This window comes from Leptolyngbya sp. UWPOB_LEPTO1 (assembly GCF_017302695.1).
GTDB lineage: Bacteria > Cyanobacteriota > Cyanobacteriia > Leptolyngbyales > Leptolyngbyaceae > Leptolyngbya > Leptolyngbya boryana.
In genome coordinates this window covers 16,546-41,087 of record NZ_JAFLCJ010000024.1, presented here as the reverse complement: position 1 = coordinate 41,087, position 24,542 = coordinate 16,546, and the positions used below count along the sequence as shown (strand labels likewise).

Sequence of the window (24,542 nt, the reverse complement as noted above, 5' to 3'; positions counted from 1 at the left end):
TCTTTACAAAAGTTAAGGATGTGCCTTACATATCCTACTCCGTGTACGAGGGTTTGGGAAGGGTAAGCCAAAAAAATCGCGGATCGAGCTGGCATTGATCACACTTCTGCACGATGTAGATTAGAAAGGGTCAGCAAAATATTGATAGACAGTGATTTGGTAAATTCTATGAAAGCATTTGTAGCAGGGGCGACGGGTGAAACGGGACGTAGGATTGTTCAACAACTCGTCGATCGCGGAATTCCTGTGCGCGCGCTCGTGCGCGATCCCGAAAAAGCACGATCGATTTTACCCACCGGGGTTGAATTGGTGAAAGGGGATGTCTTGAATAAAGCAGACTTAGTCGGCGCGATCGCAGACTCCACCGTGTTGTTCTGCGCAACGGGAGCGAAACCGAGCTTCGATCCCACCCAACCCTATAAAGTCGATTTAGAAGGCACAAAGAATCTCGTCGATGCTGCGAAAGCGAAAGGAATTGAGCATTTTGTATTCGTTTCCTCACTGTGTACCTCACAGTTTTTTCACCCATTAAACTTGTTCTGGTTAATTCTGGTCTGGAAGAAACAGGCAGAAGAATATCTACAAAAGAGCGGACTCACTTACACGATCGTGCGTCCGGGGGGCTTAAAGAACGAAGACAATCAAGATCGCATTATCATGTCCTCGGCAGATACCCTCAGCGAAGGCAGCATTCCCCGCACCAAAGTTGCACAAGTTTGCATCGAGTCTGCCTTTCAGCCCAGTGCTCGCAACAAAATTGTAGAAATCGTGGCAAAACCAGAAGCCCCTGAGCAATCGTTTGAAGCGCTATTTGCTTCAGTTGCTTAAGCCTCTATGTTTGATCTTTCGCTCCGTTCTTTTGCGAAACGGAGTGAAAGATTCCAAGGTTCCACGATACTCCGCAATCATTTGTTAGATTTCAGAAAGCGCATGTTTCAAGAGTTGGATATGGAATCTAAGAAAAGAGAAATTGTTGTAGTCGGAGCGAGTCGGGGGATTGGAGCGGCTGTCGCACAGCACTTTGCCCAAAAAGGTGATTCTGTGTTCTCGATTTCCAGAAGTCAGCCGATAGCAGGAAAGTGGATTCAAGCAGATATTTCCAATCCAGAAGGAATCCAATCCATTGTCAGTCGCATTGGTGACTCAACAATCGATGCCCTCTTGTTTATGGGAGGAGTTTGGGAAAACGGCGCATTTACCGATCAATATGACTTTATGACAAGCTCTGATCAAGAAACTCGCTTTGTGATAGCTGTCAATACAATTGCGCCGATTGAACTGACCAAGCAGCTTGCTAAAAACCTTGCCCAGTCTGACAACCCAAGAGCCATATTTATTGGCGCACTCTCAGGATTGGATCACTCTCCAACGATCGAGGTCGCAAATACAGCATCTAAATTTGGGTTAAGGGGAGCAGCCCAGGCATTGAAACTTGCTCTCTGTGATTACAAGATTGGGATTACGGTCATTAACCCAGGCAATATCGCAACTGAAGAAGTCATAGCAGATATTGAAGAGGGCAGATTTACACCACAAGTTCCAATTTCACTGGCAGATGTCATTTCTACAATTGAATGGATTCTCACACTTTCAAATACTGTCGATATTGGAGAGATTAATATGTATCAGAAAGGGTAATCAAGAAATCTTCTAAAGAGATAGAGATTATCAAGGTCGCTGAGAAATTGCGACATCTAAAAACCCTTGTACAGCGGACTACCCAAGAGCGATCGCTGAGTGACTGAAATTTCTAGTTGTTCCGATATAGACACCGTCAAGTTAGAAAGCGATCGAGTGCGGTTTTCAGTTCTTCAATTTCCGCTTCAATATTGCCTTCTTGAGCCGCACGCGCCACACATTGAGATAAGTGCTCGTCTAAAATCAAACGAGCTACTCGATCGAGTGCCCCGCGGACTGCGGCAACTTGGACTAAAACATCTGGGCAAGGTCGATCGCTTTCTACCATCGCTTTAATACCCCGCACATGTCCTTCAATTCGAGAAAGACGATTGACCACCTTCCGAATCGATTCTTCGCTATGGACATGATCATGCGGCTCATGATCGTGATGATGAGAGTGCGACTCCGTACCGTGAGGCAAATCTGAGGTCGTCATCGTCTTCAAACTCATTAGAGATCCAGTTTGATCTTAGTGCGAGGTGTGGAGAATGGGGTGAAATCTCTACCAGACTCGATTTTGTTTTCAGTCGTAGGATAGGAATAATGGCTAGACAGCGGCATTTTCATTAGGTTTAAGAATTATGCAACGCGCTCAACTCTCAAATCAGCTTCGGCGAATTCAAATTGCGATCGTCACGCTCGCGCTGATGTTCGGCTTTACCCTATCGCTTCCTCAATCGGTTCGCGCCGAGACAACTGAAGCAGCACAACCCGCTCCGCGCGCCATTACACGCGGTAGCTTTGTTGCGGAAGCCGTGCAAAAAGTGGGAAAAGCAGTCGTCAGAATCGACACCGAGAAAACCGTTACAAGACGGGCTGATCCGATGCTCGATGATCCCATGTTTCGCCGATTCTTTGGGGAAGATTTTGCTCCACGATCGGAGACATTACGCGGTCAAGGATCGGGATTTGTGATTGAGAAAAGCGGCATTATTCTGACCAACTCACACGTCGTCAACGGCGCGGACAAAGTGACTGTGACCTTGAAAGATGGGCGAGTGTTTGAAGGAAAAGTCCGAGGCTTTGATGAAGTGACGGATTTAGCTGTGGTCAAAGTTGAGGGCAAAGATCTGCCCACTGCACCTTTAGCCGATTCTGACCAAGTGCAAGTTGGAGATTGGGCGATCGCAGTCGGCAATCCTCTCGGCTTAGATAACACTGTGACCTTGGGAATTGTCAGTACGTTACATCGATCGAGCGCTCAGATTGGTTTATCCGATAAACGCTTAGATTTCTTACAAACCGATGCCGCAATCAATCCCGGAAATTCGGGTGGCCCCTTGCTCAACGATCGTGGCGAAGTGATCGGAATTAACACTGCCATCCGCCCGGATGCGATGGGAATTGGGTTTGCGATTCCGATCAATAAAGCGAAATCCGTCAAAGATGCGCTTGCCAAGGGTGAAAAGATTCCACATCCTTACATTGGCGTGCAAATGACGACCTTAACTCCTGAAATTGCGCGTCAAAACAATACCGATCCAAATTCGCCGTTTGAAGTCCCTGAAGTCAATGGCGTGATTGTCGTGCGCGTTGTGCCAAATTCTCCGGCTGCTGCGGCTGGCTTCCGCCGAGGTGATGTCGTCACTGAAATTGATGGACAAGCAATTTCTAAAGCAGAACAGCTTCAAGCCCTAGTGGAAAATGTGAAACCCGGTCAAACCTTGAAAGTTCAGGTTCAGCGGGGCAAGCAAATGCAGCAATTGTTAGTTAAGCCTGCGGAACTGCAAGACGTGGGCTAGTAGTTTCTCACTAGCATTCGGAGGAATTTCAACATGGCTCAGAATCGATTTTTGATGTTTCTGATTGGGTTGGCAGTTGGACTGTTCATCGCCTGGGTTCCGTTGTCGATCGCAGTTTACTTTAACCAAAGCGGATATCACTTGGCTCACTATCTCGTCCTCACAGTCTCCTCGATTTTCTTCGGGGGATTAGCGGCAGTGCAACAAGAAAAATTTGGCAACACCATCCAGCGAGTCTTAGATTCGATGACTTGGGGCTAATCCTGGTAGATTTGCTACTCTTAAAAGAACAACGCTCCTTTACTGTCTAAGTGAGGAGCGATTTTTATTTCTTGATTTGTGAGGAGCATCATATGGGTTCACTTAAAGGACGGGATTTATTGAAATTGTCAGATCTCAGCCCAGACGAAGTGATGGAGTTGCTAGAGATTGCAGCACAGCTTAAATCTGGAAAATTAAACCCACGGATCACGGTCAACGGTCATCCGCCCGTGTTGGGATTGCTGTTCTATAAAGCCTCGACTCGAACCCGTGTGAGCTTTTCAACTGCCATGTATCACCTGGGTGGGCAAGTTCTTGATTTGCCTCTGAACGCTACTCAGGTGAGCCGTGGAGAACCGATCGAAGATACGGCAAGAGTCCTCGATCGCTACCTCGACATCTTGGCAATTCGTACCTTTGAGCAGTCAGATCTCGACACATTCGCTCAAGAAATGCAGATTCCAGTCATCAATGCCCTGACGGATTTAGAGCATCCTTGCCAGGTTTTAGCCGACTTACAAACGATTCAAGAAACCTTTTCGACGCTTTCCGGTCTGACGCTGACCTATGTTGGAGATGGCAATAATGTCGCGCATTCCCTAATGTTGGGCTGTGCATTAGTGGGAATGAATGTCCGCATTGCAACTCCCGCAGACTACCGACCTCTGCCCGAAATTGTGCAACTGACGGAAAAAATTGCCAACAGTAAATCTGAAGTGCTGTTAACCGATGATCCGATCGCGGCCGCAAAAGATTCCCATGTGCTCTATACCGATGTCTGGGCAAGTATGGGACAAGAGGATCTCGCCGAAAGCCGAATTCCGATTTTTCAGCCTTACCAAGTGAATTCCGAGTTGATGAGTTATGCGGATAAAGACGCGATCGTGCTGCACTGTCTTCCGGCACATCGGGGCGAAGAAATCACCGAGGATGTGATCGAAGGCTCTCAATCGAAAGTTTGGGATCAAGCCGAAAATCGTATGCACGCTCAAAAAGCGCTCATGGCAAGTTTGCTCGGTGCAGTCTGATCCCAAACTTCCTTAAAATGTCGTAAACTTTTGTTAATAAGGACACTTCTAACTTGAGATTATGACAAGCTCTCCTGGATTCGGAAAAAAGGTTCATAAAGAGAAGAAGCAAACGACTGGGACGGCAAAACGTGCCCAAGCCTCGAAGCAGTTTGACGACTTCAAATCGAAAGGGCTCCCCGAATATGAGATCTACCTCCGAGTCCAGGGCAAAAAGAAACTGCAATGGTTTCCCATTGGCGCGATCGCGGTAAAACGCTCCTCTCAAATCAGTGCAGCCATTTACGCCAACGAAGAAGAACTCTTAAAAGGCGCATTCCGTCTCTTCCCTGGCTTACGCAAAGAGCGCGAATCGCTGGAATATGGCTATCGCTTGAAAGAATTTAAAGACGAAGAAATTCAATTAGCCGTCCGCCCGACACCTGGAGTTCCCGGAGTGCTGCAAGGTGCGATCGCCTCGGTGGGCGAAAAAATCGGCGGATTATTCAGCAAAGCAAAATAATGCCCATCTGCTTAGCTTGAGCATCTTGAAATTAGAAAGGACTCGGAGCGTTCAAAACTCCGAGTCCTTCAAGATCCAATCAGGTTAATTTAGTATTCCGGCACAGAGGAATCGATTTCTTTGCTCCAGGCAGTAATCCCACCTTTCACATTGATGCCATCAATTCCTGAAGACTTGAGAATGCCGAGCGCTTTCGCTGATCGGCCTCCCATCTTGCAATGAGCAATGAGCTTGTGCCCATTCAGCAATTCTTTGACTTTCGCAACGCCATCACCATTTTCGATGTCAGGCAGCGGAATCAAGACAGAGCCAGGGATCTTAGCGATATCGTACTCGTTTGGATTGCGGACATCGAGAAGAACGTATTCGCTTCCGATCGCACCACTGTCGATCAGTTGCTTCAATTCCTGAACAGTCACTTCTTGCATATTGGCTTTTTCCTGTTCTTCGGCAGCTTTAGCTTGAGGAATGCCACAGAACATCTCGTAATCGATTAATTTCTCAATCACAGGACGCACTGGATTTGGGCGCAGTTTCAACTCGCGGAACTTCATATCGAGCGCATTGTAAAGCATCAGTCGCCCGCTTAATGTTTCGCCTGTACCCAAAATGATCTTGACCGTCTCAGTCGCTTGAATCACACCGATAATACCCGGCAAAATTCCCAAGACTCCACCTTCGGCGCAAGACGGAACCAATCCAGGTGGCGGGGGTTCTGGATACAAATCTCGATAGTTCGGTCCGCCCTCGTAGTTAAAGACCGTTGCCTGTCCTTCAAAGCGGAAAATCGAACCATATACATTCGGTTTGTTCAACAGCACGCAGGCATCATTGACCAAATACCGAGTCGGGAAATTATCCGTTCCATCCACCACGATGTCGTAAGGCGCGACGATATCGAGCGCATTTTCCGAACTGAGGCGCGTTTCATACAAATCAACTTGGCAGAATGGATTAATTTCGTGAATCCGATTCTTAGCTGATTCGATCTTCGGTTTGCCGACCCACGATGTGCCGTGAATGACTTGCCGTTGCAAATTCGAGTGATCGACGACATCAAAATCGACAATCCCGATCCGTCCAATCCCGGCAGCAGCAAGATACAGCAATAAAGGCGACCCCAAGCCACCCGTTCCAATACAAAGAACGCTGGCTGCTTTTAGGCGTTTCTGTCCATCGACCCCAACTTCCGGCAAAATTAAATGCCTGGAGTATCGGGCAATATCATCTTGAGTTAACTGGATCTCGTCCAGATTTGGATTTAACATGATGCGTTGCTGAACAAGTTGACAATCGTTTTCTAGGGAGTTATCAGCAGGCTTTCAGGTTGGAAAACTTGCCGATCGTCGAGGCTCCAGCTTTGAAGATCAGCCGAAGTTCCATTCAAAACTGAAACGATCGCATAACTGTACTGTGACCAGGCAGCGGCACGATCGCATTCTGAAGGGATTGCCGGATGATTCGGATGAGAATGATAGATCCCGATAATCTCAAGATTGTGCGATCGAGCTTCTTGCATGACCGCCAGCATTTCTGCGGGAGCAATTTCGTATCGACGCATTTTCGTCAGATCATTCTGGTCGTCATTCCATCCATTCTTCGTGGCTTTCACTTCCATGACGGTTTTCCCAGTGGGGTCACTCTTGCCTAACAGCAACCCGCAGCACTCTTCGGGATAGGTGCGTTCGGCATGAGCACGAATGCTCATGATGTGCTGAGCGTTGAGTCTGAGAATCACGGGCATGATGCTGATTCAGGGTGAATGCAAGCTCGATCAGTCGCCACGTTGCCAACTCGATCCGCTTTCTATGGACGGACAAAGTGCAAGCGAAGCGAAAGTCCGATCGAAATTTGCGTTAAATCAGATACTTATTCTAAGGGATTCAGGGGTAAGGGAGTTGGAAGATTGACGATTGATTTTTATGAAGATGATGAGAATGCTTCGGGGCGAAGATGTGCCCAAGGTTGTATCGTTTCCAATTGCGCCGCCAATGCCAGAATCGTTGCTTCGTCTGCTGGACGACCGACAAGCTGAATGCCGATCGGTAACCCATTTTGATCAAATCCCGCTGGTAAACTGATTCCAGGCTGCCCGGAGACATTGAATGCCGGACAAGGGGCAATCCATTTGATAATTTCGTCGATCGTTCTCATCGGGCTGAGATTTTTCCATTCCCCAACTCGAATCGTTGGATGCATGTAGGTTGGGGTTAACAAGACATCAAATTGATCAAACATCTTGACGATTTTACGAGCGAAAATTTGCAGTTGCTGCTGCGACCGTACCAATCGGCTCGCAGGCGTAAATTTTGCGCGCCACCATAACCATTGATTCACTTTTTCAAGCAAAAAGGGCGGTACTCCTACATCGGTTTGATTGCGCCAAGCAATCATAAACGGTTCGATCATGTCGCTTAAATCTGGAGTAATTTCTTCGATCGAATGTCCCATTTCTTCAAGCAGCCGTGCCGTTTTCATCACCGCTGCTAAGCAGTCGCGATCGGCTTTTCCAGCAGGCTCGATCGCGGTCACTAATCCAATTTTTAACGGTTCTAACTCCTGTCGAGTTGACTCGAGAAAAGAAGTCTCAGGGGAAGGAAGCCAATAGGGATCACCCGTGACATAGCCTTCTGTCATATCTAAAAAGGCGGCGGCATCCGCCACAGTTCGCGATAAGACTCCATTCACGGCAAATCCTGAGAAAGCTTCACCGATGGGAGCCATCGAAATCCGACCGCGTGAGGGTTTGAGTCCGACTAACCCACAACACGCCGCTGGACCTCGAACTGATCCCCCGCCATCACTGCCTTGAGCAATTCCACATAGTCCTGCTGCAACTGCCGAAGATGATCCCCCACTCGATCCCCCAGGTGTATAGTCTAAATTCCAAGGATTGCGGGCAGGTGGAAATCCAGGCGGTTCGGTATAAGGAAAAGAACCAAGCTGAGCCGTTGCGGTTTTCCCCAAAATAATAAATCCAGCTTGTTTCAGTTTTTTGACCACGAGGTCGTCCTGCGTCGCAAGTCGCTGCTTTGCAACTTTCAAGCCATAAGAACAGGGCACGCCGTCAACTGCATTGAGATCTTTAATCGCGATCGGCACTCCATGAAACGGCGGTATTTCCACGTCTGATAGCTGATTCGTTTTCGTCTGGGCTTCTGCGATCGCTTGCTCTCGCATCACAGTATAAAAACTGCCTAATCGCGGATTAAATTTCTCGATTCGATCTAGGTAAAGCTGGGTGAGTTCAAGCGGAGAAATTTCTTTATTCCGAACGAGTTTTGCTTGATCAAGGGCTGAGCTAAAAGCTAAATCAACAGAATCCATAAAATACGACCTTGAGGCAGAGTAATTTAAGAAGCAATGTAACGAATACTGGGTTCTAATTTGATTGGAATTGTGGCATGAGATTTCTAAGAGAGATCGATCCCAAGTGACATTTAAATTTAAACTTTTTGGAAGCGCAGGCACGGATCGTCGAGGTTATTCTGTGGAGCCATTACCGATTACCCCCACTCCCGCACATATTACAGAGTCCCCAGAGCCAATTACAGGCAGTGAAGCCGTTTTTCCGTTGGCTGCAATGCCCGAATCGAGATTTTCTAAGAGTGAAATTCGATCGAGCCTGCGCGCCTCTACTTTAGATGGGATCTTTGCCGCAGTCTTCTCCAATATTGCTGGAGGAGTCCTCCTCAGTAATTTCTTAGTTGAACTTCATGCCAGTCCGGTTGAAATTGGGTTATCTGCTTCGATTCCCATGATGGCGAATTTGCTGCAACCGCTCGGAGCTTGGCTCGGCGATCGTACGACTAGCCGCCATAATTACTGTCTGGCCATTTATACGCCTTCTCGATTAATCTGGCTTTTATTGCCAATTTGTATTGGCTTATTTACTGCTGGAAAAATTGCGGATCATACGCTCGTTCTTTTCACTTTAGCGATCGTCTTTTGCACGCATTTTTTAGGCGCTTTGGGCGGGGCTTCCTGGCTGTCTTGGCTCGCGGCGCTGGTTCCCAGACGCTTACGCGGTCGATATTTCAGCATTCGTAACAGTGCGGCAAATCTCACTTGTTTAATTAGCGTGCCACTGGGTGGATTTTTAGTCTCGAAATTTGCAACCGGATCGATTTTGGGGTACGGAGTCATCTTAGTGTTCGGCATTGTGGCGGGAATTCTCAGTCTCGGATTTCAGTGGTTTATGAACGATGTGAATCCGCAAGAGCAGCAGAAAGCCGTGACGGCTTCCGATGAGATCGCGACCGATGCAATTCCTTTAATCACCGTTCTCAAAGATGCCAATTTTGTCCGATTTCTGATTTACTTCAGCGTTTGGATGTTTGCAGTCAATTTGAGTGCGCCCTTTTTTAATCTCTATTTGCTCGATAATTTGGGCTTGGATGTGAGTTGGGTGACGATTTATAGCAGTCTGACTTCTGCGGCAAATTTGCTGATGCTCGTTTTTTGGGGAAGAATTGCCGATCGCGTAGGCAATCGATTTTTGCTCCTCAGCGTTGGCGTGCTCGTTGCAGCAACTCCGATTTTCTGGCTGGGGACAGGAACGGATCTGCTATCTCTCTGGCTGTGGTTGCCGTTGCTGCACATCTTAGCGGGCGGAACTTGGGCTGCGATCGACCTTTGCAATAACAATATTCAGCTTGAAATCGCACCCCTGCAAAATCAATCGACATATTTTGCACTGGCGGCTGCGATCGCGGGTGTCAGCGGTGCGTTGGGAACGACAGCAGGCGGATTTCTCGCAGAGCTTGCCAATTATGGCGGGTTGCCCGGATTATTTTTGATTTCTACGATCGTCCGATTTGTGGCGCTCGCGCCGTTAATTTGGGTGCAGGAAAGGGGAGGGCGATCAGTCCGGCAGGTTCTACGATCGTATTTTGCGAAGGATCAAGTCGATTTACAACTGTCAGAAAAATCTTGATGCTGCGGGTTGCAAACCTACTGTACAAAAAACTCCGAGTTTTAAAAGCTCGGAGTTCTAAATTGAGTAATGCTGAATTAACTCGCTGGTTTTTGCTGCTCTAGTTGTTTTTTGCGTTCCAATTGCTGCTGCGCTAAATCCTGTTGTGCCTTCTGAATATTCGTCTTCAGTTCTGATCGCTCCGTAGGATCTGTCGTGTTCTCTAATACACGAGTCCACATCTCGATCGCAGCGGCATAATGTCCCATCTTGTATCGCTGCATCGCGTCAAGCTTCGTCATCGTCATCCCTGCCTCAAACGCAGCATGAGCACGCAACGGAGTCGCGATCGTAATTGGAATCAGACAAATCAGCAATCCGATCACCAGCAAGAAGCAAAATCGTACGAAATGTTTCAAGTCAAACATGGTTTTCTGCATTGACGAAATGAACTCCAATCTCTATCCGAAGATTCACTGTCTAGAGTTCACCGATCGACCCAAAAAATTACACCTAACGACAGCCTAAACTTTCACGAGTATCCACACCCGTCATCGGATTCGTTCCAGCCGCCCGTTTACACAGTTGTGCCGTTGTATAGCGATCGAGGATCGAATCCGTAAAATCGACCCCGGTAATTTCTGCTTCATCTAAAATCGTGTTTGTCAAGGTCGCTCCAACTAAAATCGCATTGCTGAGATTTGCTTTGTAGAGCGTCACTCGATCGATCAACGATCCCTGCAAATTTGCTCCACTCAAATCGGCACCCAACAAATTTCCTTTGGTGAGCATCGAATTTTTCAGATTTGCGCCTTTGAAATTTGTCTCTCGCATCTCTGCCGAAACAAACACTCCACCTTCAAAATCTTGATTCGAGAGATCTTGACCTGTCAAATTGGCATTCGAGTAATTGAGAAATTTGGTTTCAGCATAAGCAGGGCTTGCGCCCATAAGAATCCAGAACCAGGCTAATACCAAAATTAGCAGCGCATAAATGAAACGCCTGATCGATCGCGGAATCGCTAAAAACATGAGGACAAACCGAAGTATTGGGCTATCTCAAGCTTAACGACTACTGAGGCAGTTTAGACCGCATAGCGCTCCAGTCGCTGCCAATCCGAATCGTCAAATCTGAATCCAGCTCTCCGGTCGAAGTGGCTTCAACCTTGCCAAATCCCAATTCCCCCTGCAGCACTTTCGCACCTTGCAAGTCGCCTTTTTGCACGATAATTTGAGTTTTTTGCTGGAGATCTTGCCAGTTCTCAGCTTGGTAAACGTTGGTATACCCTAGCGTGCTCAAGTACTGCGCAAATTGCGCACCAGCTTGGGGATCATTAGAAGCATTCTGAATGGCAATTTTCAGATTTGCCAGCGGGAGTTCGTCAGCAGTTGCAGTAGAAGCTTTGAAATACTCTTGCATGACGCGATCGCGTCCCTGCTCATCCATAATCCAATAGCTGGCACGAAACTCATTCGGAGCACTAAACCGTCCAGGCAACAGCACCATTTTAAAGTCATCTTTATCCAGCTTTTGCCCAAAGTTGACCAACGCCAGCATTTCTTCCATGCTGAGATTCGTATCAATGTACTTCTGCATCATGCTAACCAGGTTTGGAATACGCGGCAGAATCAACGGATTCGTCAATTTAGCCCGCAGTGCCTTGATCAGAGCTTGCTGACGCTGTACCCGCCCGATGTCACCGAACGAATCGTGGCGGAATCGAGCGAACTGTTCTGCTTTCGCACCATCCAAAGTTTGCCAACCTGGCTGAAGATCGATCTTGAGTTTTTGAGTGTTATCTGTATATTCCATCCGCTGCGGAACATACACATCGATACCGCCAACTAAATCAACTAATTCACGAAACGCATCGGTGCTGACGCGAACATAGCGATCGACTTCTACGCCATTGAGCGTTTTACTAATCGTCTCGCGAGCAAGAAGAGGGCCACCACTGGCATTGGCTTGGTTGATCTTTGTCACACCAATTCCTGGAACTTCGACTTGAGTGTCGCGAGGAATCGACAGCACATTCACCGAATTATCTGTTGGATCAAGTCGGAGCAACAGCATCGTATCGCTGCGACCTGAAAAGACTTCGTCCGAACCAGGCTTAGCGTCCACAACCCGATCAATTCCCATCACCAGAACGTTCACCGGACGAGAAATCTTGTACTGAAATCCGCTGCTCCACAAGTCGCCAAGCAGCTTCCGACCTTGCTCTGGAGCCGCACCTGGAATCGGAGCAAGCAGGGCAAGCGTGGTTCCAAGCATTGCAGAAATCGTCGTTGCCCCTAAAAAGGCAGCAATCCAAGTCAACGTCTTAGTCAGAGAAGGCTTTGGGCGAGGCGGTTCCACTGGAACAGGCAGCCGAGATTTTGCCGGGATAGACTGCCCAGGCACACTAGTGGGATCTAGCGTCGGTTGGCTTCTAGACTCTTTCACTCCGCTCACACCTCAAAAACATCTCGGTCAAAACGATCGCCAGAACTATATTGTTCGTTATCTTAACCAGAAAATTTTCAATTTCCTTCAGCTTTTGGAAATAGATTTTCTCGTTAATCTGAGTGAAAACCGCTTGTAGTCTGGGCTACAAAAACGCGATTTGTCCGAACTTAAGCATTTCCTGGGAATTTTACACTCGAACTTCGACTTTCGGCTAGTCTCCCTACGATCGGAATCACAATACTGGAGTTGTAGTCCGGAGAGAACCGTAGAACTCACCAGAAAATAAGACCAAGCTTGGGAAAATTAGAAGAGTCAGCAAAGATCGCAGTCAGCACCTTCAGAATGTGCTGACATTGATTACAATCCAAATCGTTTAGCCCCGAATTACTGAGTGCGCTTATGACTCAATCTCTGGTTCCGATTATTTTAGCGGGTGGAAAAGGTGAGCGGTTTTGGCCCCTCAGCCGCAAACAGCGTCCAAAACAGTTTCTTTGTCTCGATGGCAGTGGACGGAGTTTGTTACAAACAACGGCCGATCGCTTATTAAAAACAGCAGGCGGTTGGGACAATCTCTGGGTCGTGACCGCTTCGCATTTGGCAGATGGTGTGCGCGAACAGTTACCGGAGCTACCAGAAGCAAATATTTTGGTGGAGCCAGAAGGGCGTGATACCGCTCCGGCTGTGGCTTGGAGTACGGTCGAAGTGGCAAAACGCTACGGCAAAGATGTCGTGACCGGATTTTTCCCTGCGGATCACTGGATTGCCGAGCAGGATATTTTTGAAGCCACGTTGATGGCGGCAGTAGAGGCGGCAGTTGAGCATTCAGCGATCGTCACATTAGGCATTGCGCCAACTCATGCCGCGACAGGCTACGGCTATATCGAGCAGGGTGAAAAGATTGGGTTATTTGGTCAAGCCTATCCGGCATTTAAGGTCGATCGCTTTACAGAAAAGCCGGATAAAGATACTGCAGAAACATTTGTCAGCAGTGGACGTTTTAGCTGGAATGGCGGGATGTTTGTGTTTCTAGCCAGCGTGATGCTCGCTGAATTGCACCAACACGCTCCTGAAATCATTCAACTCCTAGAAGAGAAAGGAATTGACGCATATTCGACTCTCCCCAAGCTCAGCATTGACTACGCAGTGATGGAAAAGACCGATCGTGCCTGTGTGCTTCCGGTGCAATTTAGTTGGGACGATTTGGGAGATTGGGGCGCGATCGAGCGATTGATGAAATCAGCGGATCATCCGAATGTCGAATTCGGACAGCATGTTTGTCTTGATACGAGCGGCGCAATTGTTTACACCTCAGATGAGGATGAATTAATTGTGACAATCGGACTAGACGATACTGTCGTCGTCCGGGATGGGAAAGTCACACTCATTGTGAAAAAAGACCGGACGCAAGAGATTAAAGCCGTGCTGAAAACCATTCAAGAGCGATCTGAATTTCAAGGACTGCTCTGAATAATCTTGCAAAACCTGGAGGCTTACATACTTTCAGGCTCTTTGCGCTCAAGCTGCGGTTCGGGGATAGGGAGATAGGGTCAAGAACTGAACTCTAGATCTAAACTCTATAGCTGCTACTCCCCACTCCCCCCTCCCAAAAATAAATGCGGTTGACGACTAAAGCACCTATACCGCGATCGAGAAAGAATTCGGCACACGCGGCACTGAGTATCAAAACACTTAGAAAGACCTAACCACACTTACCAAACTCGACGACATTACGCTTGATCGTAATATCGCAATCTCCAAAGAAATCGTGACCTAAAAGCCCGATATCCATAGGACCGATCGAGACTGGGACATCTCGAATCGTCTTACCTGACACCGACATCGATTGCACCATTGCAATTTGCACGGTGGTCACACCTGCTGCCGTCATCGCTTGAGTTTCACCAATTGATCGAGCACCCAACTGTCGTGCCATTTCTTGGGTGATCATTGTTGCCGAAGCCCCAGTATCCACCATCATTTCAAATCGCTGACGATTGTTAAACAACACATCCACGACCGGAATATTATTCTTTCGGTATTTAATTGGGACTTGTAACGTGCGCGATCGTTGGGCTGCAATCGTCGCGATCTCTTTAGACGACAAGGCTGGATCAACTTTAATCCCTGGGTCAAGCACTGCTACTTTTTCTTTGCCAGTTCGAGCAGCCCGATCCTCAGCATTTGCCAAAGCTTGATTAAATTCCCCAAGTTTCTGGTTGACGAATTTGCGATTGGGATCAGATTTAGGAACTTGTTTGAGTGCGGCGATCGCACTTTTCCACCGACTCGCCACTAATTGCCAATCTTCTGGAGACAGCGCCGATTGGCTAATTGATCGCGCACTAGCAGCACTGTCGAGAGCCGATTGATAAAAATCTTCGATCGTCTCCGGAGTCGGAGTTGGCTTGGGGGGAGCAGGAGGTGTCGCAACTTGAAGCGATCGCGTCTGTGTCAATTGCATCCGACTACAGCCCACCCCGATTGCAGCCGAGGTCGCCATTAACAGCGGCAAAATCACGCAAGTTCCAAATCTGAGCATAGTTCCGACGTCCGAAGTCTGTCTGTCTTAGCGTTCCCTCAAAATCTATGTAAAAGCTTAGGTAATCCTTGCAACCTGAAACAGACATGAAATAATGGATAGGATTTTTTAGAAGTTGCTCCTGTTTATGTCTTCTGCTGTTCAGCCTGCTTTACTTGTGCTTGCCGATGGAACGACGTATCGCGGATTCTCGTTCGGCGCAACCGGAACCACGATCGGAGAAGTCGTTTTTAATACTGGAATGACGGGTTATCAGGAAGTCATGACCGATCCCAGCTATCGCGGTCAAATCGTCACGTTCACTTATCCAGAACTGGGAAATACTGGAGTCAACCCAGAAGACGAAGAGTCAGATGTCCCGCATGTGCGGGGTGTAATTGCGAGAAATATCTGTGAGCGTCCGAGCAATTGGCGATCGACAGCGACGCTCAGCGATTATCTCAAACAGCATCGACTCCTGGGAATTTATGGGATTGACACGCGTGCCCTAACCCGCAAACTGCGATCGGCAGGGGCGATGAATGGCGCAATCTCAACTGAAATTCTCGATCCCGGCGAACTGTTAGAACAAGTTCAGAACGCTCCCAGTATGGCTGGATTAAATCTCGTCAAAGAAGTTTCCACCGACAAAGTTTACGAGTGGTCAGAAAAAACAGAGACGATTTGGGAATTTAGCAGCACGGCTCAAACCCAAGAAGAACCCCTGACCGTCGTCGCGATCGATTTCGGAGTCAAGCGCAATATTCTGCGGCGCTTAGCAAGCTACGGCTGCCGAGTCATCGTTGTGCCCGTTGACACCCCACCCGAAGAAATCCTCAAATACAATCCTGACGGCATTTTCCTTTCCAATGGACCTGGCGATCCCGCCGCCGTCACTGAAGGAATTGCGACAACCAAAGCATTACTGGAAGCTCAAAAACCTCTATTTGGGATTTGCATGGGACACCAAATTTTAGGATTGTCTCTGGGAGCGGAAACCTTCAAGCTCAAATTCGGACATCGGGGATTAAATCAACCCTGTGGCTTGAGTCAGCAAATTGAAATTACCAGTCAAAATCATGGATTCGCCATTGATGCGAATTCTCTCTCTGACGCGACTGTCGAGATTACACATTTGAATTTGAACGACAAAACAGTTGCAGGACTGCGCCACAAGACGTTACCAATGTTTTCGGTGCAGTACCATCCAGAGGCAAGTCCAGGTCCACATGATGCCGATTATCTGTTCGAGAACTTCGTGCAATCGATGCGCGAAAACAAACAGTAGTCAAGTCTGCAGTAAGAGGGTATACTGGAGCGTCGAATTATATATTTGATTTTTCAATTATGGTAGGAGGGGGCTATTCCTGAGCAACTAACCCTAACAGTCAGTCTTCGAGGCACACGCGAAGTTAGGGACAATACATATCAACTCTTTCGCCTCGTAGGGCAACTTGATGCCTTTTCTGAACCGACCTTCCGGAAGGTGCTGACGAAGTGTATTGAGGATGGTCCTAAGCACGTTGTTTTAGATTTATCCAAAATCGACTTTGTGGATAGTTCGGGTTTGGGCGCTTTGGTGCAGGTCGCTAAAAAAGCGCAACAAGCCTCTGGAACCTTGCAGATTGTCACGAATGCACGGGTTACACAGACCGTGAAGCTAGTTCGCCTAGAGCAATTTCTTGCTTTACAACCGTCTGTGGAAACGGCGATTGAAAATATTCAATCTGCCTCTTAAGTCGATACATTTTCAGGAGTCTAGCGAATTCTATTTGCTGAGCCTCTCGAAGTTAGACCGCTATTCGTCTGCGCTCGAATAGTCGGTTTTTTCATGGTCTGCTAGGATCAGTAAGCTTGATTTCTCACGTGGAGCTAGAACAGATGTGATCTCAAATGAGTTAGGTTTTTTGGAATTGTCTCCAGGGTTGTCTGCTCCTTCCTCGTCTGAGATCCAGCGTCTTTCTCCGGCTGCATTTGCCTATTTGGGAGATGCAGTTTACGAACTGTATATTCGGAGGCAGTTTCTCTTGCCACCGAAGCGTTCTGAAGATTATCATCGGCAAGTTGTGTCGCATGTAAAGGCGGAGTCCCAAGCCGCGCATTTACGATCGCTCATGCCCCACTTAAGCGAAGCTGAACATGAGTTTGTCAAACGAGGTCGCAATGCCGCTTTAAACCGCCCGAAACGACTTGAGCCGGAAATTTATCAGCTTGCCACCAGTTTGGAAGCACTGATTGGCTATCTCTATCTCACTAACCCCGATCGTTTGTCTGAGTTACTAGGATTTCTCGACCTTCAGTAAACAGAATCAATACTAAGCTTGAGGCGAAGGTTACTGCTCGTCTCAAATTCGTATCTCTTCGCCTTCTCTTCAACAGGATTAAATCATTATGGCTACTTCCGATAGACGCAACTCCAATTCCAAGGGTCGAGCAAATCGCGATGCTGGTGGAGGCAAACCGAAGTTTAAGGGCAAGCGGGTTGGTGCTCCTAAACGTCGCGACAGTGAGGGCAGTTTCGATCGCGATTCTCGCCCTGAGCGCCGCTCTTACGATTCGGGTGAGCAACGCTTTGAAAAACGCGATAACTCTGCACGGGATCGCAATGAGGGTTCCGGTGAGCGCCGATATGAGCGCAAAGAGCGCAGCTTCGATCGTCCGAATCGCAATGATTCAGGTGAACGACGCTTTGAAAAACGCGATGGCTCCGACACACGTGGGCGGGATCGTTCAGAATTTAATGGCGAGAGAAGAGAGCGCAACTTTGACCGTCCCAAAGGCGAGTTCAACGGCGAAAAACGCAGCTTCGATCGCCCCAACCGTGAATTCAATGGCGAGAGAAGAGAGCGCAACTTTGACCGTCCCAAAGGCGAGTTCAACGGCGAAAAACGCAGCTTCGATCGTCCCAACCGTGAATTTAATGGTGAGAGAAGAGAGCGCAACTTCGATCGTCCGAATCGTGAGTTCAACGGCGAAAGAAGAGAACGACGTGGCGGCTACGAAAGCCGTGAGCGCAACTTTGACCGTCCAAGAGACGGATTTAAGGGCGAACAACGGAAAGAGCGCAACTTTGACCGTCCCGCGGGTGAGCGACAAGAACGGAGCTTTGATCGCCCAAGAGGTGAGTTCGGGGGGCGGAAATTTGATCGGTCTGCACCTGGATCAGACTCACGATTTGAGAAGCGCGATCGCTTCTTAGCTGAACAAGCGCGCGATGATATTCCTTCGCATTTCGTTTCACATGATGAACCTTTTGAAAGCAATGAAGAACCCGATCTGCTCTATGGTCGCCATCCTGTCTTAACTGCTCTACAGGGAGAGCGCACTTTAAACCGAATTTGGGTAACTGAAAAGCTGCATTACGATCCCCGCTATTTGTCTTTACTAAACCAAGCAAAAGCCAACGGAACTGTCATTGATGAAGTAACCCCGAAACGATTGGATCAAATTACGCATGGTGCCAATCATCAGGGGATCGCAGCCCAAGTTGCAGCTTATGAGTACACCGAGCTAGACAATTTAATTGTGCGAGCTAAAGCAGCAACCGATCAGCCTGTGATTGTCGTTGCTGATGGGATTACTGATCCCCATAACTTAGGTGCAATCATTCGGACAGCCGAAGCTTTAGGAGCACAGGGGATCGTGATCCCGCAACGGCGTGCTGTTGGCGTAACCTCAACTGTGATGAAGGTTGCAGCAGGTGCGATCGAAAAACTCCCAGTTGCCCGTGTCGTCAATCTTGCGCGTGCTTTGGAAGATTTAAAATCAGCAGGATTTTGGATTTATGGCACAGCTTCTGAATCCAGTCAGCCGATTCATACGGTAAAATTTGCGAAAGCTGCTGTGGTGGTAATCGGTGCAGAAGGGGAAGGTTTAGGATTAGTGGTGCAGCGCGGGTGTGATGTACTGGTCTCAGTTCCACTACAAGGCACAACGCCCAGCTTAAATGCTTCTGTAGCAGCAGGAATGGCACTTTATGAAGTGTTCCGCCAACGCTGGGAAAGCACCATCCACATTGATGGACTTAAGCCAACTTTTGGATTGAAAAGTTAAGTGTAACGGAGTATAAAGAAGTTTGAACTCCAGTTTTGAAACATCAAGCACAGCACTGAACCGTCGATCGGATGCACAATCTAGGCATGATGCTTCTCAAAGTTTGCAGTTTGAACGGATGATTGCTCCTGTTTGCAGGTAGTTCTTTGGGTAAATAAACAGGCTTATGAATGAACTTTGGACAAGTTTTCTTAGCGCGGTCGGTTTTGCCTGGTGGGTTGAGGTGACAACCGATAATCCCCGCTGTGTGTATTATTTTGGTCCTTTTCCAAACCAGAAGACAGCAGCAACCCATCAAGGCGGCTATGTAGAAGATTTGGAGAAAGAGGGCGCAACGAATATCCGCATTGATGTAAAGCGTTGTAAGCCGTCGAATCTGACGATTTACGACGAGAAGGTGGATGTGGGGTTTAAAGTCTCCGGCGTGTTTAGTAGCCAGTATTAAACCATTCCTGTAGAGGCGGTTCGGCGAGCCGTCTCTACACCGTTTTATCAGGCATGATCCCTGCATCTGAGAGTTTGAGAAGACCGCCGAATCGCCCTCGCCTAGAAAACTACTAGGGGTGTGGATGAATGAAGTTCTACGATCACCTCCAACTTTCAGGGTGTTGATCGAGCCATTGATCGATATCGTCGAGGATTGTTTCGGGGATCTCCCAAGGCAATAAGTGCGCGGTGTTTGGATAAACTTTATATTCGCAGTTTGGTAGATTTTTCGCAGTTTCAACACTAGAAATCGCGGTGATATGTCGATCGTGTTCTCCTGCTAGCATGAGCACTGGACAGCTAATGTCTTCAAAATTTTGAACTCGATAGTAACCTGGACTCAACGCTGCATTCAAAGCTCGATTTGCAGCCAGCGAAGTCTTGAGAAAGGCATACATTGCATCACTCGCAATGTAGCGATAGGTTGCGGGTGTATGGTGTCGGACTAAGTAACGGAACAGCGATCGCTTTGCAAACGTATCAATGTTCCACTGCCAACCGGGGCGGACTGCATTGAGAATTCCAGCAATTGCAGTGAATAGATTGTCCTGAAAGCTAATTTTGGGATGATCTCCCCAGGGGCGCGCGGAAGTTGCAATCAAGATGAGTCCGCTGACTCGATCTGGAAATCGTGCAGCAAGTTCAAGTGCGATGATCCCGCCCAGTGACCAACCCAGAATTAAACAGCGATCGATTCCATACTGATCCAACACGCCCTGCAAATCATCCAGATGATCCAGCATGACGAAGTTTTCGCGTGTCTTGGATTGTCCGTAGCCACGTAGGTCAGGCGAAATTGTATAAAACCGTTGCGCGAAATGCTCAGTAAACACGCTCATACTGCGACCTGAGCCGGGATGCCCATGCAAACAGAGGATCGGATACCCGCTTCCATCAATCCAAACCTTCAAAGAAAATCGATTCATCGAGACACCTAAATCCTTTCGCTCACTTGCCGCTGTTCGATATTATTAAAGACGAGTACTCCCAAACGGAATTGGTGTTATGGCAACGGAAGAAACGAACCCTCAAGGTGAAGACAAGGAACTCCCACCAACCGTCGGTGGCAATGTCCCGGAGGTTGTCAAAGAAAACTTGCATAGCGAATCTACATCTGCGACGACTGAAATTCCTTCTGCGAATGCGCCTGATCCCACTGCCGTTGAGAATAATGTTAACTCAGCAAAACCGAAAGCTGCGAAATCTGATGAGGCGCTAAAACCTGCAAAGGCGAAGAAAGAAAAGGCTCCTAGTGTTGAAGACAAACCATTTGGAGAGTTCATTCAGCAAGATTATTTGCCGGCGCTCAAGCAAGGGCTAGAGAAATTAGGCACTCGATCGCTAGAGCTACATTTCGAGAAGCGCAAAATTCCGATCAAAGGATATGATCAGGCTCCAGAATGTTGGCAAGTGATTGGCAAGTGGCAGCCGAGTTACAAGCAGTTGCGCGAGTTCAACATTTACTTCTTTGATGAAAGCATTAATGGTCTGAAAGGCTTTGCGTGCGCCGAGGGTGATCTCCTGAGTACGATGGAGTCTTTTCTGATTGATGAGCGGAAAGTTTCGCTCGACCTTTTGGTTTTTGGTGCAGTGCAGCGCTTGAATGGTCAAAAGTGGTTAGCACGGAATTAGTGAAAGCATGAATTAAAAAATCGCGATCGCACAAGTTACGATCGCGATTTTTTATGGAATTCAACTTGAATTCAACTTGAGATCACGAAACAGATTCTGCGATCGCTTGCGCCTCCTGTTCCTTAGCGAGGCGGCGTTTTCTTGCATACAACTGAATGAATGCTGCCATCGCGATCGTCATTGCAAAAATGCCCCAAGCCGTTGCACTGGTTGGAATGTTATTCTTAAACACCGCCAGCATCACAACAATCACAAAAAACACCGTTGGAAACTCATTAAACCAGCGAAACTGCTGACCTGTCATTTTGCAAGTGTCTGATGCAAATTGTTTCATGATGCGCTTACAGAGATGGTGATATCCCACAAGCAGAGCAACACAGGCTAATTTGACATGCAGCCAAGGCTCTTTCAACACATCGGGTTCAGTTGAAATTAGCCCAATCGCCATGGCGATTGTGAGTAACATCGCTGGGGTCATAATGATGCTGTATAAGCGCTTCTCCATGATCTGATACTGCGCCTTAAGAATGCTGCGGGCAGGTTCGGGTTGTTCATTTGCTTCAGCATGGTAGACAAAGAGCCGAGGCAGATAAAACATTCCCGCAAACCAGCAGACAATTCCTACGATGTGAAACGCCTTAAACCACTGATATGCCATAGAAAATAATTAAGTGGAGTGTTTGAAAAGCGTATCGAGGTAAACCGAGGTTATTTGTCGATCGCATTCTCCATTCTGCAATAAAAAGAGGCTCAATGCGGCGGTTAGAACTTGATCTTGATCCCAATCTGGATGCTGCTCTAAATATTGGGTCAAGGAGGTATGAAGGGCTTCGGGAAGGTCGGTTAAGATGCTGATGATCGGGTACATAAAAGCTCTCGATTTGGAGATGTAAACAAACGAGCCTGGTTTTTCAACAGGCTGTGGAAAACTTCAATCGACACAAAAAAGTTCAGCCAGAGCTTACGATGCGAGTTTGCATCATTAAGATCGGCTAGGACGTTGCATATGTACTGGTTTCAGCCGTTTTTGAAGCGGTTTCTGAAACGGTCTTATTGTGCTTCCAAATGCTTATTTCTGTCAATGCTAGAAAATGTATCGTAAAGGATCATTTCAGCAGAATACGACGATGGAATGGGGGTTTCAGCGATTTCACTTTCTGAATTCTGATCACTACAGCCTGTTATTATACATTTTCTGATGGTTTTTTCAGTGTAAACACGGTTTTTCCACAGGATCACCTTTTTTCCTGTGGAAAACTACGCTACCCTGTGGAAAAGTAGCGTAAAGATCTGTGGAAAACTTGAATTTTCAGTCTCCGTTGGGGTTAAACTGTGTGCCGAAATTCGGGCAGTTCTGCGAGGGATGATATGTTGAGGTTTGCTGGGGAACCAGATGCAACCCTAAGCGATGCCGACTGGCAGGATGTCGATCAAGAAAGTCTCAAGAAAAAAGAATTTGGACATGCCTTCTTGCCGATTCGGGCTTTTGATTTTAGCAGGAGTTGGCTCAGGAAGTCACGGTTTTTTTGCTTTAGTTTGCGGAAGAATCCGGTTTGCGGAACAGCAGTTGGATGGCGAGGGCAAATAGTCCCAGAGCTGCAAGTCCAAAAATTCCGGTTCCCATTGCGCTCATGCCCAAAACGAGGGTGCGGACGGCGGAGGAAATGCGCTGAACGATAAGTGTCGTGTCGGTATCGATCGGTTTGGTAGCGAAAGAAATCGCGATCGAGCTTGTCATGTTGTAGAGCGCATAAGCGAGGACAGCGGCAACGATCGCGCCGAGGAGGCAGCGGAGTGGGGTAGGGGATTGGGGAGTAGGGGATTGGGGAGTAGGGGATTGGGGAGTAGGGGAGTCTGACATGAGGGGTCTATCGATCGAGTGTCTGTCTAGTTTAAAACATCGCCTGCTGCTGAAGTGACTAATTCTCATCCCCTTTCCCAGGCAGACTTTAGAAAGGTTGTGCTGAGCTATGTTTAGAGATTGAGTACAGGGTAATAGCTGTCGCGAGTCTGCAAATCTAATGTTCTAAACTGAAAAAAGCTTCTGCTGTTTCAGCCGCAGAGATTGAGATGGCGCAAAGCTTCTGAGCAGGAGGGCTGACTTTCAATTCAAAGGTTTAGATGATTTCTGAGCGATCGGCGTTATCGCGAGCCTTGGAATATCGAGGCGACTGAAATAGGTCGTCTACGAGCGATCGCTCATTGCATCAGAGGAGATAACCCGCTAATGACACCCTTTCTTCCCTGGAATGATCTTCCCCCAGAACAGCTTGGAATCGACGATCGCGACCTGCGCCGTCAGCTCGACTTATCTCTTACTCAACGTTTTCGACAACAGTGCACTTCAGAACTCCAAACCTTACTCAATGCCTGTGCTTGGGCAATCACAACCACCACAAATGTTGTCACGTTAGTGATTGTTTGTCCTAATCGTGTAACGAATTGGGCAATACTCAGTCAGGTTGTCAATCTGGGCAATGAGCTAGCAGAATTTTCTACAGATGCTCGAATCCGCATCTACCCTACTCCAGAGATGCTCGATCAGTTTGAGATTCGAGTCGATGAACTCTCCATTTATCAAGATGGAGCTTGATCATTGCAAAAATCATTGCAAAAAAAAGAGGCAATATCCTAATTACCTCCTTAGTCTGCATTTATCCACGTTTAAGCCAGCTGTAGGATTTAGTCATTCATTGAGTTCATCGCTTTCTTCGCTGCTCTTTCTGCTTGCTTAGCGGTTTTCTTAGCGGTCTTCTCAGCATCTTTTGCAGCTTTCTTGGCTTCACTGCTGAGCTTTGCAGGTGCTTCTCCAGCGTTATCTAACCCTTCTTCGATCTGTTGCTCGATCGATTTAGCGTCGGTATTCGATGGGCGCTTCATGTTATAGAATCCTGCGGTGCCTTGCACTTCGTTGATCGCGCCACCTTTCGAGCGATCGCGAACTTCTTCGAGTGATTGCAAACCACCTTTATCGATCGTGTCTTTCGCAGTCCGTTCATATTCTTTTGCGACTTCGGATGCTTCGTTCGTCATCGGTTTGTCTTTGACAACAGCTTGAGCCGAAGCGCTCGATACCACTGAGACAAACATCATCGTTGCACAGAGGCAAACCGTGAAGAAAAACCGGAGTCCAGATAACAAAGATTTCATACAGATACCCTCCATAGGTACAGAGTTTTTTTAGAAACTTGCCAAAGGCAGTTCGCGTTAAATCTGCAACTATCTACTCAAACTTTCCCATCGATCACCATCTGCATCAGGGTGAGTTTTTCTTCC

At 47.7% G+C, this 24,542-nt stretch carries 28 protein-coding genes; 15 read left to right on the top strand and 13 right to left on the bottom strand.

All coding sequences use genetic code 11. The annotated features are described in order from the left end of the window. Positions 1-168 precede the first annotated feature (168 nt). Entirely contained in the window at positions 169-828 is a 660-nt protein-coding gene (locus tag J0L70_RS26345; RefSeq protein ID WP_017289740.1) for an NAD(P)H-binding protein, read from the top strand. 120 nt (positions 829-948) lie between these two features. Next, the gene (locus J0L70_RS26340) at positions 949-1,638 is read left to right on the top strand and encodes an SDR family NAD(P)-dependent oxidoreductase (RefSeq protein ID WP_287456446.1); all 690 of its coding nucleotides are present in this window, start codon (positions 949-951) and stop codon (positions 1,636-1,638) included. A gap of 136 nt (positions 1,639-1,774) precedes the next feature. Here the strand turns inward: J0L70_RS26340 and J0L70_RS26335 are convergent, their stop codons facing one another. Continuing rightward, positions 1,775-2,116: a metal-sensing transcriptional repressor gene (locus J0L70_RS26335; protein ID WP_225885683.1), complete on the bottom strand. Its 342-nt coding sequence runs from the start codon at positions 2,114-2,116 to the stop codon at positions 1,775-1,777. Positions 2,117-2,261: 145 nt separating this feature from the next. Between J0L70_RS26335 and J0L70_RS26330 the strand changes: the two genes are divergently transcribed. From J0L70_RS26330 to J0L70_RS26315, 4 genes are all read left to right on the top strand, one after another. Then, the gene (locus J0L70_RS26330) at positions 2,262-3,422 is read left to right on the top strand and encodes an HhoA/HhoB/HtrA family serine endopeptidase (RefSeq protein ID WP_287456445.1); all 1,161 of its coding nucleotides are present in this window, start codon (positions 2,262-2,264) and stop codon (positions 3,420-3,422) included. 33 nt (positions 3,423-3,455) lie between these two features. Next, on the top strand, positions 3,456-3,683 hold the full coding sequence (locus J0L70_RS26325; RefSeq protein WP_017289736.1) for a hypothetical protein: 228 nt from the start codon (positions 3,456-3,458) through the stop codon (positions 3,681-3,683). Between the two features lie 92 nt (positions 3,684-3,775). Beyond that, on the top strand, positions 3,776-4,711 hold the full coding sequence (argF, locus tag J0L70_RS26320) for an ornithine carbamoyltransferase (protein ID WP_287456444.1): 936 nt from the start codon (positions 3,776-3,778) through the stop codon (positions 4,709-4,711). A gap of 61 nt (positions 4,712-4,772) precedes the next feature. Then, positions 4,773-5,213, top strand: coding sequence for an HHL1-like protein (locus J0L70_RS26315; RefSeq protein WP_017289734.1), 441 nt, complete (start codon positions 4,773-4,775; stop codon positions 5,211-5,213). Between the two features lie 89 nt (positions 5,214-5,302). On the opposite strand, the gene moeB is transcribed toward J0L70_RS26315, so the two are convergent. The 3 genes from moeB to J0L70_RS26300 form a co-directional block, all read right to left on the bottom strand. Continuing rightward, a complete protein-coding gene (moeB, locus tag J0L70_RS26310) occupies positions 5,303-6,481 on the bottom strand; it encodes a molybdopterin-synthase adenylyltransferase MoeB (RefSeq protein ID WP_017289733.1) in 1,179 nt (392 codons plus the stop codon). 32 nt (positions 6,482-6,513) lie between these two features. Then, entirely contained in the window at positions 6,514-6,957 is a 444-nt protein-coding gene (locus J0L70_RS26305; RefSeq protein WP_017289732.1) for a M67 family metallopeptidase, read from the bottom strand. Positions 6,958-7,133: 176 nt separating this feature from the next. After that, entirely contained in the window at positions 7,134-8,540 is a 1,407-nt protein-coding gene (locus J0L70_RS26300; RefSeq protein WP_017289730.1) for an amidase, read from the bottom strand. A 163-nt stretch (positions 8,541-8,703) separates the two neighbouring features. Between J0L70_RS26300 and J0L70_RS26295 the strand changes: the two genes are divergently transcribed. Further along, positions 8,704-10,149 (top strand): MFS transporter, encoded by a 1,446-nt coding sequence (locus tag J0L70_RS26295; protein ID WP_026148825.1) that lies wholly within the window; start codon positions 8,704-8,706, stop codon positions 10,147-10,149. A gap of 77 nt (positions 10,150-10,226) precedes the next feature. Here J0L70_RS26295 and J0L70_RS26290 read toward each other — a convergent pair whose 3' ends face one another. The 3 genes from J0L70_RS26290 to J0L70_RS26280 form a co-directional block, all read right to left on the bottom strand. Further along, positions 10,227-10,556 carry a hypothetical protein gene (locus J0L70_RS26290; protein ID WP_144056248.1) on the bottom strand — a complete coding sequence of 110 codons (330 nt, stop codon included), beginning with the start codon at positions 10,554-10,556 and terminating at the stop codon, positions 10,227-10,229. Positions 10,557-10,641: 85 nt separating this feature from the next. Continuing rightward, positions 10,642-11,160: a pentapeptide repeat-containing protein gene (locus tag J0L70_RS26285; RefSeq protein ID WP_287456443.1), complete on the bottom strand. Its 519-nt coding sequence runs from the start codon at positions 11,158-11,160 to the stop codon at positions 10,642-10,644. A gap of 40 nt (positions 11,161-11,200) precedes the next feature. After that, on the bottom strand, positions 11,201-12,574 hold the full coding sequence (locus J0L70_RS26280; RefSeq protein ID WP_225885684.1) for an LCP family protein: 1,374 nt from the start codon (positions 12,572-12,574) through the stop codon (positions 11,201-11,203). Positions 12,575-12,976: 402 nt separating this feature from the next. Between J0L70_RS26280 and J0L70_RS26275 the strand changes: the two genes are divergently transcribed. Continuing rightward, the gene (locus tag J0L70_RS26275) at positions 12,977-14,044 is read left to right on the top strand and encodes a mannose-1-phosphate guanylyltransferase (RefSeq protein ID WP_017289725.1); all 1,068 of its coding nucleotides are present in this window, start codon (positions 12,977-12,979) and stop codon (positions 14,042-14,044) included. 232 nt (positions 14,045-14,276) lie between these two features. Here J0L70_RS26275 and J0L70_RS26270 read toward each other — a convergent pair whose 3' ends face one another. Then, a complete protein-coding gene (locus J0L70_RS26270; protein ID WP_017289724.1) occupies positions 14,277-15,116 on the bottom strand; it encodes a retropepsin-like aspartic protease family protein in 840 nt (279 codons plus the stop codon). A 127-nt stretch (positions 15,117-15,243) separates the two neighbouring features. On the opposite strand from J0L70_RS26270, the gene carA reads away from it, so the two are divergent. The 5 genes from carA to J0L70_RS26245 all read left to right on the top strand — a co-directional run bounded on the left by carA (position 15,244) and on the right by J0L70_RS26245 (position 19,593). Then, positions 15,244-16,383: a glutamine-hydrolyzing carbamoyl-phosphate synthase small subunit gene (gene carA, locus J0L70_RS26265; protein ID WP_017289723.1), complete on the top strand. Its 1,140-nt coding sequence runs from the start codon at positions 15,244-15,246 to the stop codon at positions 16,381-16,383. Positions 16,384-16,458: 75 nt separating this feature from the next. After that, a complete protein-coding gene (locus J0L70_RS26260; protein ID WP_026148823.1) occupies positions 16,459-16,833 on the top strand; it encodes an STAS domain-containing protein in 375 nt (124 codons plus the stop codon). A gap of 169 nt (positions 16,834-17,002) precedes the next feature. Then, the gene (locus J0L70_RS26255) at positions 17,003-17,398 is read left to right on the top strand and encodes a Mini-ribonuclease 3 (protein WP_197693247.1); all 396 of its coding nucleotides are present in this window, start codon (positions 17,003-17,005) and stop codon (positions 17,396-17,398) included. Between the two features lie 88 nt (positions 17,399-17,486). After that, complete coding sequence (gene rlmB, locus J0L70_RS26250) at positions 17,487-19,148, top strand: 23S rRNA (guanosine(2251)-2'-O)-methyltransferase RlmB (RefSeq protein WP_287456442.1); 1,662 nt, start codon at positions 17,487-17,489, stop codon at positions 19,146-19,148. A 166-nt stretch (positions 19,149-19,314) separates the two neighbouring features. Then, the gene (locus tag J0L70_RS26245; protein ID WP_017289719.1) at positions 19,315-19,593 is read left to right on the top strand and encodes a DUF1816 domain-containing protein; all 279 of its coding nucleotides are present in this window, start codon (positions 19,315-19,317) and stop codon (positions 19,591-19,593) included. A 142-nt stretch (positions 19,594-19,735) separates the two neighbouring features. Here the strand turns inward: J0L70_RS26245 and J0L70_RS26240 are convergent, their stop codons facing one another. Beyond that, on the bottom strand, positions 19,736-20,560 hold the full coding sequence (locus tag J0L70_RS26240; RefSeq protein ID WP_017289718.1) for an alpha/beta fold hydrolase: 825 nt from the start codon (positions 20,558-20,560) through the stop codon (positions 19,736-19,738). Positions 20,561-20,639: 79 nt separating this feature from the next. On the opposite strand from J0L70_RS26240, the gene J0L70_RS26235 reads away from it, so the two are divergent. Further along, positions 20,640-21,266: a DUF2996 domain-containing protein gene (locus tag J0L70_RS26235; protein WP_017289717.1), complete on the top strand. Its 627-nt coding sequence runs from the start codon at positions 20,640-20,642 to the stop codon at positions 21,264-21,266. Positions 21,267-21,348: 82 nt separating this feature from the next. On the opposite strand, the gene hemJ is transcribed toward J0L70_RS26235, so the two are convergent. The 3 genes from hemJ to J0L70_RS26220 all read right to left on the bottom strand — a co-directional run bounded on the left by hemJ (position 21,349) and on the right by J0L70_RS26220 (position 23,127). Continuing rightward, the gene (gene hemJ, locus J0L70_RS26230) at positions 21,349-21,924 is read right to left on the bottom strand and encodes a protoporphyrinogen oxidase HemJ (RefSeq protein WP_017289716.1); all 576 of its coding nucleotides are present in this window, start codon (positions 21,922-21,924) and stop codon (positions 21,349-21,351) included. Between the two features lie 9 nt (positions 21,925-21,933). Then, positions 21,934-22,134 carry a DUF2811 domain-containing protein gene (locus J0L70_RS26225; RefSeq protein WP_017289715.1) on the bottom strand — a complete coding sequence of 67 codons (201 nt, stop codon included), beginning with the start codon at positions 22,132-22,134 and terminating at the stop codon, positions 21,934-21,936. A gap of 663 nt (positions 22,135-22,797) precedes the next feature. Further along, complete coding sequence (locus tag J0L70_RS26220) at positions 22,798-23,127, bottom strand: DUF3082 domain-containing protein (RefSeq protein ID WP_268181482.1); 330 nt, start codon at positions 23,125-23,127, stop codon at positions 22,798-22,800. 366 nt (positions 23,128-23,493) lie between these two features. On the opposite strand from J0L70_RS26220, the gene J0L70_RS26215 reads away from it, so the two are divergent. Next, positions 23,494-23,859, top strand: coding sequence for a hypothetical protein (locus J0L70_RS26215; protein WP_287456441.1), 366 nt, complete (start codon positions 23,494-23,496; stop codon positions 23,857-23,859). An 89-nt stretch (positions 23,860-23,948) separates the two neighbouring features. Here the strand turns inward: J0L70_RS26215 and J0L70_RS26210 are convergent, their stop codons facing one another. After that, positions 23,949-24,416 carry a hypothetical protein gene (locus J0L70_RS26210; RefSeq protein WP_017289712.1) on the bottom strand — a complete coding sequence of 156 codons (468 nt, stop codon included), beginning with the start codon at positions 24,414-24,416 and terminating at the stop codon, positions 23,949-23,951. Positions 24,417-24,542: the final 126 nt, after the last annotated feature.